This is a genomic window from Coleofasciculus sp., from assembly GCF_046565525.1.
Classification (GTDB): domain Bacteria; phylum Cyanobacteriota; class Cyanobacteriia; order Cyanobacteriales; family Coleofasciculaceae; genus Coleofasciculus.
Map to the genome: position 1 here is coordinate 14192 of NZ_JBKHUP010000004.1, position 11928 is coordinate 26119.

An 11928-nucleotide genomic window follows, 5' to 3' on the forward strand; every position below is an offset into this window, starting at 1 on the left:
ACTACCGTTCGGGAAGGCTTCGCCTATGTTTGTGTAGCAGCGATTTAAATCGTCGTAGCAAAAGGGGGCAGCAAAAGTGAGTTTAGTATGGTTTTCAATAAAAATAATTAAGAATAAAAACCATATTTTATTTCTTTTTTAAAGTTGTTTTTTTGTAGACACTGCTTGTTTATAGGATTATTATGTATTTATAAGTCAAGACTAATTAACTTGATTTATTGTCAAATCCTGAAAACAATGGAGGTCAATCCAAATGGCTAATATCAAAGTCAATGATTTGTTAGAACTTAATCTGGCTGGCACTGAGTTGTTTAACGATTCGGAAAGCTTCATGAAGGAGTTGAGCGAGGAGAGCGAGCAAATGGAAGTAATTGGCGGTAGTGTAGTGGGTTGTTTATTACCTACTTGTCGGCAGACTGGTATAAGTCATATTACACCAATACCCGTAGTTTTTAACCAGTAGTTATGGAGTAGACTCCCCGACCCCGGCTGTCAGGACGGGGCGGGGATTCTGGCAACAAATAAGTGAACATAGTAATGGGATAGAAAAATTCAAAATTCAAATCTAATCTCACTGGAATCAGTTTACTTAAAGAGGACACTTCTAAATGGCTAACATTACAATCTATGACCTACATAGCACTGGAGCTGACTTGTTCTTTGACTCTGAAAGTTTTCTCAACGAGCTAACAGATACCGAGTTTGATTCCACGCACGGCGGAATCACACCATCTACTATTAGTTCGCCACACTGTGTTGGTGCAGCAATTTTCCTCGTTGGCTACATAGTTGGAAAGTTCGCTTAGAGTCTGAAAGCTCAGCAATTTTTCTAGCTAAATAGACAGATTAATAAAGCCCTATGATAATTATCATAGGGCTACTTTACGTTGAGGGTTTTGCCGACTATACGTTGGGTTTTGAAAGGAGAACCTACGCGGCTAATGTGCCTGAACAAAGGTTTGTAAGAACTTCAAGCTGCTCAGTTTGTTGCTTTATCCATCTAAGATAAATTTTGCATGAATATGGTTAAAAGATAGAGGCGTTGTTAGAGTTCCATAACCTACGCTGCTTTGCTATTTGATTCTATACTAGCAACAACTGTAGTTTTATCAATTTGCTGCTTCAGCCACCCAGCAAATAAATCTGACAGAATTTGATAGCGCAATTTATTATTCAACTCTGGCTCAACAATCTCCTCCACCAAAATCAGATGTACTCCCTTAGAAGTCACTACTGGCTTAAGCACCTGCGGCGGCGTAGCCGCAAAAACAGCAGCAGAAATCTCTGGCTTTAACTCCTTACGACGCACTATCCCCTGATATCCCCCCTTTCGGCGTAACTCTATATCCTGGATATATTGATGAGCCACCTCATAGAAACTCATCTCGCCTTCGGTTATCGCATAAAAGAGTTCCATCGCCAAATCTTCATCATCCAGAACAACTTCATAGAGAACAACCCCAGCATAATCCAACTGATGTTCAACAAAAAAGGGTTCAACTTTGTCGGCAAATAGATGGTGAGCCAACTTCCCAGATATGACATTGGTGTAAATTAATTCTTCAAAATCATCTAGAGAAAGACTATTTTTTTGTAACCATGCCCTCGTCTCCTCAGCACTATTAAGTTTGCTGATTAACCGTAAGCTGTCTGCCGCTTTCTGAAGTTCCTCCGTCTCCACTTTAATCCCAGCCTCCGCTGCGGCATCCTCAATAACCTTACGGCTAACAATTTGCTCAACTATCTCAGGAATCTGACACGATAGCTTAACTTGATGCAGAATATCCTCATGGGAAATCGTAATTGCTTTTGACATGATATACTCCTCAATTCTAACTTTTCACGGGAAGTCTATAAACCTGAGTCGGGGCGGGTTTAGTCACATCCGGGTGTCACCGAAAAGTTGTAGAGACGTTGCATGCAACGTCTCTACTAACGTTGCGCCACATACCGTAAAAACTAAGCTCCTAAATTAGGTTATTGACTGTCTATTTTAACCAGCCAATGTCACTGGGCTAATTCTCGTGTAAACCCGAATCCATAGTCCCAAAACTCTAAAGTTCAAACCCCCCTTTTTGCAACTTCTTAAACGGATCAAGAATAAAATCAATAATGCGACGCTGCCGGACAATCACTTCAGCCGTTGCTGTCTGTCCAGCAGCCAAATCTGTACAACCTTGCGAACTTTTAATACAAGTCTGTTTCAACTCAATTTCCAGGTCAAAGGTAGCTATCTGACCCTGCTCAGTTTCCGTCACCTTAGACGTGGGTGAAATCTGACTCACCGTTCCTTCAACTACCCCGTAATCTTGAAACGGATAAGCATCAAACTTCATCTTAACCGGCATCCCTTTACGCAGCGTTCCACTTTCAGATGTCGCCATCTGCGCCCGCAGGATAAGGGAAGCATTCTTGGGTGCAATTTCAGCAATTAACGTACTCGGTTGTACTACCGCCCCAGTTCGTTGAATCGGTAACTGAAAAACTGTCCCATTCACGGGGGCGCGTAACACTCGTTGTCCTAACTGAAATTCCCAAGCTTGAATCTGACTTTTACTCTGAGCAATTTCGGCTTTAAGCGTCGTAACTTGGGTTTGCAGTTCTTTAATCTGTTCTTCACTTTTAAGCATAGCAATATTCCCCGAATGAATCAAACTCTGATAGCTTTTTTCCTGCTCTTGTAAGCGAAGTTTGCCTTGCTCGATATCAGACTGAGCTTGATGAATAATCCTCTGATAACTACTTTGTTGCTCTTCCTGCCGCAACTTAGATTGCTGCACATCTGACTCCGCTTGTTCCTGTAACCGTTGCCGTTCTTGAGCCAAATCTTCCTGTTCAACTACCTTAATTTCCGGAACCACACCTTGCTCCTGAATTTGGCGGTAACGTTGGACTTCTCGTTGTGCCTTAGCTAAACGAATTTCTGCTAAATTGAAGGCAGTTTTGCTATATTCAAGGTTTTTCTCTGCCTGATTGACTTGAGCCAGTTTCTCCTCCTTTTGTAAGTTGTAAGAATTCCTAAGAGACTCCAAATTCTGCCGTGCTTGCTCCACTTGAGCCTGTTTTTCCAAGGCTTGAGCCTTGTTTTGTTGTTGTTGAGCGCGAACTCCCAGAAGCAATTGATTTTTCATTAATTCCAACTGCGCCAGCCGATTTTGTTGCCCTTCTAATCTCGTCTGAGCTTGCTGGAGTTCGCTCTTAATCTCCTCGGATTCCAGTTCCAGTAACGGCTGCTTATTGGTGACGAATTGACCTTCTTTAACTAAAACCTTAGCCACTGTCCCCGCCACTGGTGCATCGACTTTAAACACATTTCCCTGGGGCTCTAGTCGCCCTCTAGCACTCCCGGTTTCATCCACCTTAGATAACATTGCCCAGGGTAAGATAATCCCCGCAAACACGACTAAAAAATACAACAACCCCCGCGTCCAAACTCGCGGTACAGTATCAATCAGTTCCTTGGTCAACGATGACCAATCTTCACTAATCAATTCAGATGAATTTACCTGATTAGGTAGTGCTGTTTGAGCCGGATTATTAGTCATAATCACTTCAGTCTGTTCTTGATCACGAGGATAGTGACCATTCCGACTCCCTGATTCCTGTGTCGATAGGTTTGGCATATTAGTGTTGATTGTTAATTGTTCATTACTCATTGGAATTTATAAGGAAAAGCCATCAGCTAACTGTGGGATAGATTTGTTTTGTAGTGAGGGCTTTAGCCCTCTCCAGTTATGCGTTAAAGCACTAAAGTGCTTACTACAAACAAAGCACTATTTTAGCTGTGCCACGCCACTAAAAAGGTGATAGGCTTCCTTTCTAATTAAAATGTCAGCGTTCAGAATGACAAAGTACACTAGACAGTCTCTAATTTCCATTAGCGTTAACCGTTAATTCAACCCGTCATCGTAAATTGCTGCTGATTGAGGTAGAAATACTGACCCCGTTTTGCCATTAATTCATCGTGAGTTCCACTTTCTACCAAAACCCCTCTATCCAACACCAAAATTCGGTCAGCATTGCGGACAGTTGACAGACGATGAGCAATCACTAATGTTGTCCGATTCGTCAGAATTGTATTCAGATTAGTTTGAATAATCCGTTCTGATTCAGCATCAAGATTACTCGTCGCTTCATCTAAAATCAACAATCGCGGATTTCCTAATAAAGCACGAGCAATCGCAAGGCGCTGTCGTTGTCCCCCCGAAAGCATCCCTCCCCCTTCACCGATTTGGGTTTCATAACCCATGGGCAATTCTTTAATAAACTGATGCGCTCCCGCCTGTTTAGCCGCTTCAATCACATCATCCAACGTAGCTTCGGGATGACCCACCGTAATATTGTCCCGTATTGTACCCCCAAATAGAAACGTATCCTGGTCAACCACACCAATTTGCTGACGGAGCGATCGCAGGGATAAACTGGTAACATCATAGCCATCAATTAGAATCTTCCCTTCAGTCGCAGGATAAAGTCCCAAAACTAACTTAGAAATCGTCGTCTTCCCCGAACCACTACGCCCAACCAGCGCCACCATTTGCCCTGGCTGCACCTCAAAACTAAGATTTTCTAGGGTATTCAGATCACTTTCGGGATGGTAACGAAACGTGACTTGCTCAAACCGAATATGTCCGCGAATCGGGGGTAAAAATTGACGAGAGGACGAATGTAAATCTTCCTCCGGTTCAGTGTCAATCACATCATTAATCCGCTCCACCGCAATCACCACTTCCTGCAAATCATTCCACAACACAATCAGCCGCTGGAAAGGACGAATCACATTCCCCAGCAACATATTAAACGCGACTAATTGCCCAATCGTGAGTTCATTTTGAATCACCAGCCACGCCCCAAACCAGAGTAATGCCGTCGTGACTACGGCTTCAATGGTTAAGCTAAATGTCTGGAGTGTATTACCAATCACCTGCCCAGAAAAAGACGTTTTAATCGACTTGCCAAACAAATCCTCCCAATGCCAGCGCACCGTCTGCTCAACCGCCATAGATTTGACAGTACGAATACCTGTCAGGGATTGGATTAAGTACCCCGTTTCCTCCGTATAAGCCCCAAAAATCTCACGGGAAACTCGCTGTAAAAAGGGTGTCGCAATTAACGCCAATAACACAAATGGTGGTACAATAACTAACGTTAACAGTGCCATCTTCCAACTGTACCAAAGCATCAACCCGACATAGATGAACACCGTCAGTAAATCCAGCAGAATGGATAGGGCTTCACCCGTAAGAAAACGCTGAATCTTGCGATTTTCCTGGACACGGGAAATGATGTCTCCCACATAACGAGACTCAAAGAAACTCAAAGGAAGCCGGAAGGTATGGCTAATAAACCCGACAATCAGCGCTAAATCGACTCGGTTGGCGGTATGATCCAGAAGGTACTGCCGCAGTCCAGTCATCGCGACTCGAAACAAGCCAAAGATGAGTAACCCTAACCCGACAGCGGTTAACGTCAACGTGCTGCGCTGTACAACCACCCGATCCAACAGCAACTGAGTAAATAGTGGCGTAATCAGTCCAAAAATCTGAATCAAAACCGAAGCAATCAACACTTCCAGCAACACCAGTTGGTGGGGTTTCACCAGCTCAAAGAATTGCCAGAAGGGGGTGCTAGCTTCTTGAGCCTGCTTGAGTAGGGCTGTAGGTTGGAGTAATAATGTATAACCCGTCCAATCCGCTTTAAATTGGGCATGAGTTAGGCTACGCTGACCAATAGCCGGATCAGCCACAATCACGCGATCGCGTCTCACCTCATAAACGACAATATAGTGCTTCCCTTGCCAATGGACAATCGCAGGTAACCGTTGTTCAGCCAGTTTATTCAGACTGGCTTTTACCGGACGAGTGGTAAACCCAATACTCTCAGCAGCGGCGGCTAACCCGCGCAGTGACGCGCCATTGCGGTCAACATTGGCACTATCCCGCAGGCGATTGACACTAAACCGCTTCCCCCAGTAGCGGCCCACCATCACCAGACAAGCAGCACCGCAATCCGAGGCACTTTGCTGGGCAAAGAAGGGATAGCGTCGGGTGATTCGCCCCCACCACTGACCCACTTTTACGGTAGGGTTGGGGAAGTACGCTCGACTAATCTGGGACTGGGGTTTTTGTTCCTCAGACAGTTGAGACATGACAACCGCCTCAGATTTATGGGGAAATGCTGTAACCCCTGGGCTGTCAGTCGATTGGCTGGCGTTTGCCCCCCTCACCTGTGAATCGCGGCGTACTGCACTGGCGTACAAATGCTCTTTTATCGAAGGATACTGGCGAATGAGCGATCGCAAAACATCACCGGGAATATAGCAAAGCCTCAACTTAACGGAAGCTCTAGCCGCATAGGGGTGAAATTCCTCCTCTGGAAACAGAGTGAGTTCACCAAATGACGCCCCTGTCTCTAGTGACGTAATTAAATCATCCGTACTATTGAGTAGTCTGACTTTACCCGCCAAAATGATATAGAGTCCCACCGTCGCCTCTGCTGTCTCCCAGAACCGTTTACCTGGGGTTGGCTCTAGAATTTGAATCTGCTGAAAACAGTTTGAGAGTTCCGCATCGGAAAGAGCCTGTCCCAAGGTTTGGGCAAGCTGTTGACCAAGCTGTTCCTGGGAAAAAGTTGATGACTTCTGAACCATGAGTTAGTTACTGGTCTTGATAAAATTGAGTGACCACGGGAGTTCGGACTCGCAAGCAGATTGCAAGTCCCCAATTCTGATGCGAGAGCATTGAGGGGTTTCCAACTCCGTTACCTCTGGTGCTGAATCAGATTTGGGTCGAGTGGAGAGTCCCATTTTCTTGAGCAAAAGGTTAACATTGCGATCGCTCACCTCAATCCCCAATTCTTTCGCCAGATGCTTACTTAACCATTGCCCGGTCCAGCGCCCAAATGAATAACCATAGTCACGAGGACTATGGCTCACCAGTTCTTTTAACCGTTCTAAATACTGATCATTCACCGTCTTCGGGCGACCAATCCGACTCTCTTGCCATTGGTGTGCCATTCCCGCACGGGCGACGTGTATCCAATGCCGTGCGGTTGCTGGACAACACCCCAAGGTTTGACAAATTTTGGCTTGAGATATCCCTTCATCTGCCAGCAACATGATTTCAATCCGCTGGCGGTACTTTTCCGGTAAATCCTCTTGCAGACTTTTTTGCAGCAGTTTGCGCTGAAACGGTGTTAGATGCTGACCTGATGTTTTCACCGTCATCTCTCCTTATGGAATTTCAGTTATGGCGAATCACTGAGCGTCAACCATCAAGGTGATGATTTCCCCTTGCCGATACAGTCACAGGTTGGTTGCGTTTGTCACGCTTGTGACTTACAAGTCACTATTGTGACAATTATTTCGCTAGTTGTCAATCTAGTTGCGGCAATAGACAAACACCCCTACAGACAGAGGAAAGTATGTCGGCTAGAATTGGGGAGAATTAAAAGTCACAGCCAACTCGCTTGAGTAACAGTCACAAGTGTGGATGAGCTAGCCAGCGATGAATCAAGAGGAGTTTGAGCAAGCATTTAATCGGCTAACACCCCGACGCAAGCAGGTGTTACGACGAGTATTGGCGGGTGAAACCGATGGCGCGATCGCCAAGTCTCTGAAGATTGGAGAAGCGACAGTCAGAAAACATATTGAACGGACTTGTCAAACATTAGGCTTAGACAATAACCATGCCGATGAGCGCCGCTACAAACGCTTGGAAGTCGCTAAGCTCGTGGCAAAGTACAAACCTGAACTACTCACAGACTCCACCCCTGTCACTGCCAATGAAGTGACACCCGAAACAGCCAATGCCCAAGACACCAGTGATGCTGAGAGAGGGGATACCCAAACCCTTGAGCCGACAAAATTAGTTGAACCCTCTCAAGATGAACCTGATGTCATCTGGCAGTTACCGGCAATGACTCAACCTGTCCGCGAGCAGCTCCTCAAAACCTTCAGCCAACTGATTGACGAGGAATCCAAACGGAAACAAATTGCTAAAAATCTCAACAAAATTGGCTATGAACGCTACCTACAGGGGGACTTCCAAAGTGCTGCATTTTATTTACAGTGGGCAATTGAATTTAATCCCAACCTAGGCGGGGCTCACTACAACCTGGGTTCAACCTATGAAAAGCTGGAAGATGTTGAGCGTGCCTACAACCACTACCAAACGGCAGCAAACCACAAAGGACGCGCCGCCGATGCTGCCCTGAGTAACCTGGCTCGTTTGGACATTTTAGCAGGAAACAGCGCTACAGCAATTGAGCGACTCTTACCAAGAATAAACCAGGTTAAGGATGCTTCCGTAAAATCCTCTGTCCACAAAAATCTGGGTTGGGCGTATCTGCTGCAAAAGCAATATTCTGACGCCCAATATCACCTACAAAAGGCAATTGAATTAGATAGCGAACGTGCGGCTAGTTACTGTTTACTCGCACAAGTGCAAGACATTCAAGGGGACGAGAAAAGCGCTCTGGTATCATGGGCAAACTGCCTTACCTATGACACCAGAGACAAGAGACGAAAAGAAGTCGCTTGGAGATCTCCGGAATTAGACTTCTGGCAGTTTCAGGCACGCGAACGCCTAAAACCTGTAGGCAATTAGGCAAAAACGTCTGGACAACGAGTGACGTTTTCCGTTCAAGGTAGCGGTACTAGACTGGTTGGAATTAAGGATTAGGAACAATTGGCACATCATTTTCATCATCCTCATCATCCTCATCCTGGAGAGAGCGAGTAGACATAGAGTTACCGATGAGTGCAAAGTAATACATGGCTGTAGCCAACTAAAGTTCACAACAAATCAAGACTGCTGTTCACACTCACATCACAATCTTCATCATGCTGGCGGTGCTTGGCAGTCATTTGACCGTTGAATTCAGAATAGTTGGGGGAATTGTCTTCAAACCAGCCACCCACACTGGACGCTAGAAGTTTTATATAATAAGCGATAGACAGTTAGGGAATGTTGCTAAAATTAGGGGATTCCCCTAACTTTCTGACAGGGTTTGATACTAAATCCACCTTTATTACCCCCTGCAAGAGGAGGCGATTGAAATCGCTTCTACACAAACTTTCGTCCGCCTGTGCGGACTGGTTTATAACAGGGGTAGCGTTCCCCGGATTTGGTATGACTTGGCGATGGCGAGCTGGGGAAGCAAATGACGAATGACCAATGACGATATTCAAGAACGTAACTGTTCCAAAAAACAATTCAACTCTTGCACCAGCCAATCCTTCTCGGTTAACTTAAGATATTTACCAAAACGATGAGTGCGAACCCCTTCGACAATAGCACAAGACCGAATGGGTTGACCGTTTGAATTGTAGCGAATGTCTATCTCCAGTCTGTCAATATCTGCAGTTCGTCCCTTGCGCCAATATCTTAATCCCAGTATTTGCCACTGCAACTGGAACGTTTTTTTGTCAATTTTCAAGTAGATGTGACTGAGAAATTTGTCTCGAATGACGATTAATAAGGGTAGGATGGCGATTATAAAAGGCAAAACACAAATTAGTCCAATAAATACTATTAGGGAACCCACCATCACATACCATGATAAGAATGGAATATCGACAAGGATATAGTCACGGTGTTTTTCCAAGAAGATACGATTACTTATTGATACAGGCGGCTCAATGAATGAATTTTGATCAGCGAGTTCACCCTGTAAGGCAATTAAAGCGTCCTGAGCCGAAGCAAATCGATCTTCAGCAACGGGTTCGAGCATTTTCTCTAACCAGTTCGCTAATTCTTCTGACTGTACCTGAGCGCGAAAATCAATCTTGAGGCGGCGTTGAGGTAAATCGCCTGGAGAACGATGAGTCACTAAAAATAATAATGTTGCCCCTAAACCGTACAAGTCAGACGTGATATACCCTTGTCCTCGAAACTGTTCGGGTGCCATGTATCCATAGGTTCCGACAACTGTACTTCCTTGAGTCAGAGTGTTCCGATAAACATTTTGGACTGCCCCAAAATCAACTAAAAAGACATTTCCTTTTTGATCCAGGATAATGTTTTGGGGGTTAATATCTCTGTGAATAATGGGAGGCGTCAAATTATGGAGATAGTCGAGAATTTCCAAAATTTGTCTGGCAATTTTGAGAACTTTGACCTCATCCGGTTGCCATCCTTGTTTGACTAATAGGGATAGAGACGTTCCAGGAGCTAATTCTTGGACAAGATAGAAACAGCGATTCTGGGGCGTTTCAACCTGAAAATAATCCAAATACTTGGGGATTGCCGGATGATCTAAACGGGAGAGCACTTTGGCTTCACGTTCAAAGAGTTCCAAGACTTTCCAGTCCGTCATACCGACTAAAGACAACGCTTTGAGTGCCACCTTTTGACCCGTTTTTTGGTCTTGCGCGGCGTAGGTTGTCCCCGTTCCCCCACTACCCAGAATATTGATAATCTGATAGCGTTGAGCGATACAATCTCCTGGATTATGTCCGTTCATAATCATCCTCCGGTTTCAGGTGAGGATAACGCTGATGCAGGTGTTTCATAAAGGTGGTTACTTCCTCAACCACCCACTCCCGTTCCCGTTGGGAGATGAACTGGGCAAATTCAATCCGTTGATGGGACATTTGGGTTAAAAGTCGGCATTTGCGTACAGGTATTTTATACCGTTCGGATGTTTTGGTTAACTTGTTTTTTTCGGTATACTGGGTAATAATTTCGATCCAGTTAATATCTGCGGTTCGTCCCTGAATCGTTTTTTTTAACCCCAATAGCGTCCACTGTAACTGAAAGTTTTTTGGGTTAATCTTGAGTTGAATGTGGCTGGCTGCACGCAACAGAATATTTAACACCGATAGTTCATGTAGTATAAAGATAAGACTGATGTATGCCCCCACAAAGAGCCAGGGACTGCTCACCAGGATCATCCGATAAAGGTGATTTGGGACAGCGATCGCTAAAAAGGCGAGTACTGTGGTTGGAATGAAGAGCAAACTCCATGCTACAGGATTCAAATACCCACCCGTTCCCCTAAACCCAGCCGGCGGAATTGTGAGTTCTAACTGTTCGTTTGTGGCGGTCAATGTAATCTGACTTCCTGCTGGACGACGGCGATGTTCTACTACAGGCTGGATCAGGGTTTTGGGATTTTGCAAAGCGTTTAACGCTGCCCGAGCGGAGAGGAATCGATCCTCCACCACGGGTTCTAACATTTTGTCCAGCCAGTCGGCAAACTCTGGCGACACATTCACACGAGAACGAAAGTCAAGTTTTAACCGTTTCTGGGGTAAATCGGCGGGAGAACGGTGAGTGAGTAGAAATAGTAAGGTAGCAGCTAAACCATGCAAATCAGAGGCGGGATAGGCTTGTCCTCGATCTTGTTCCGGTGCCATGTAACCAAAAGTACCAACCACAGTCATCCCCTGGTTACGGCGATTCCAATAAGCATGACGTACTGAGCCAAAATCGACAAGAAACACCTGTCCATCATCTCGGCGGATAATATTTTGGGGTTTGATATCGCGATGAATAATCGGGGGAGAAATGTGGTGAAGATAAATTAGGGTTTCTAGGATTTGGATGGCAATATCCTTGATTTCATCTTCTTGGGTACGCCAACCGCTTTGAACCCAATCAAACAGCGATCGCCCCGGGGCTAGTTCCTGCACAATATAAAATAAACGGGTTTGGGGAGTATCCACCTCAAAGTAGTCCAGGTAATTGGGGATAGCTGGATGATCGAGGTAAGATAGCACTTGAGCTTCCCGTTCAAACAGATCCAAGTCTTTCCAGTCTTTGAGCCGGCGCAAAGACATTTCTTTGATCGCCACCCGTTGATTATTACTTTGATCTTGCGCCTCGTAGGTTGTCCCCGTTCCTCCTTGCCCCAAGATAGCTAGGATACGATACCGTTGAGCAATGATATCCCCAGGCTGATGCGATCGCTCCATACAAAATTGCC

General features: G+C 45.2%; 8 protein-coding genes. 2 read left to right on the forward strand and 6 right to left on the reverse strand.

Annotated elements, in window-relative coordinates; translation table 11 throughout:
- Window positions 1-253 precede the first annotated feature (253 nt).
- On the forward strand, window positions 254-463 hold the full coding sequence (locus ACLGGO_RS02010; RefSeq protein WP_446418095.1) for a hypothetical protein: 210 nt from the start codon (window positions 254-256) through the stop codon (window positions 461-463).
- A 597-nt stretch (window positions 464-1060) separates the two neighbouring features.
- Here the strand turns inward: ACLGGO_RS02010 and ACLGGO_RS02015 are convergent.
- From ACLGGO_RS02015 to ACLGGO_RS02030, 4 genes are all read right to left on the reverse strand, one after another.
- The gene (locus ACLGGO_RS02015) at window positions 1061-1816 is read right to left on the reverse strand and encodes a peptidylprolyl isomerase (RefSeq protein WP_446418096.1); all 756 of its coding nucleotides are present in this window, start codon (window positions 1814-1816) and stop codon (window positions 1061-1063) included.
- A 238-nt stretch (window positions 1817-2054) separates the two neighbouring features.
- Window positions 2055-3656 carry an HlyD family efflux transporter periplasmic adaptor subunit gene (locus ACLGGO_RS02020; protein ID WP_446418097.1) on the reverse strand — a complete coding sequence of 534 codons (1602 nt, stop codon included), beginning with the start codon at window positions 3654-3656 and terminating at the stop codon, window positions 2055-2057.
- 239 nt (window positions 3657-3895) lie between these two features.
- A complete protein-coding gene (locus tag ACLGGO_RS02025; protein WP_446418098.1) occupies window positions 3896-6649 on the reverse strand; it encodes a peptidase domain-containing ABC transporter in 2754 nt (917 codons plus the stop codon).
- A gap of 3 nt (window positions 6650-6652) precedes the next feature.
- Window positions 6653-7225 carry a helix-turn-helix domain-containing protein gene (locus ACLGGO_RS02030; protein ID WP_446334380.1) on the reverse strand — a complete coding sequence of 191 codons (573 nt, stop codon included), beginning with the start codon at window positions 7223-7225 and terminating at the stop codon, window positions 6653-6655.
- Window positions 7226-7505: 280 nt separating this feature from the next.
- Between ACLGGO_RS02030 and ACLGGO_RS02035 the strand changes: the two genes are divergently transcribed.
- Window positions 7506-8606 (forward strand): tetratricopeptide repeat protein, encoded by a 1101-nt coding sequence (locus ACLGGO_RS02035; protein WP_446418099.1) that lies wholly within the window; start codon window positions 7506-7508, stop codon window positions 8604-8606.
- A gap of 580 nt (window positions 8607-9186) precedes the next feature.
- Here ACLGGO_RS02035 and ACLGGO_RS02040 read toward each other — a convergent pair.
- Both ACLGGO_RS02040 and ACLGGO_RS02045 read right to left on the reverse strand, forming a co-directional pair.
- Window positions 9187-10464 carry a serine/threonine protein kinase gene (locus tag ACLGGO_RS02040; RefSeq protein ID WP_446418100.1) on the reverse strand — a complete coding sequence of 426 codons (1278 nt, stop codon included), beginning with the start codon at window positions 10462-10464 and terminating at the stop codon, window positions 9187-9189.
- Window positions 10451-11917, reverse strand: coding sequence for a serine/threonine protein kinase (locus ACLGGO_RS02045; RefSeq protein WP_446418101.1), 1467 nt, complete (start codon window positions 11915-11917; stop codon window positions 10451-10453). The genes ACLGGO_RS02040 and ACLGGO_RS02045 overlap by 14 nt, the downstream gene beginning before the upstream one ends.
- Window positions 11918-11928: the final 11 nt, after the last annotated feature.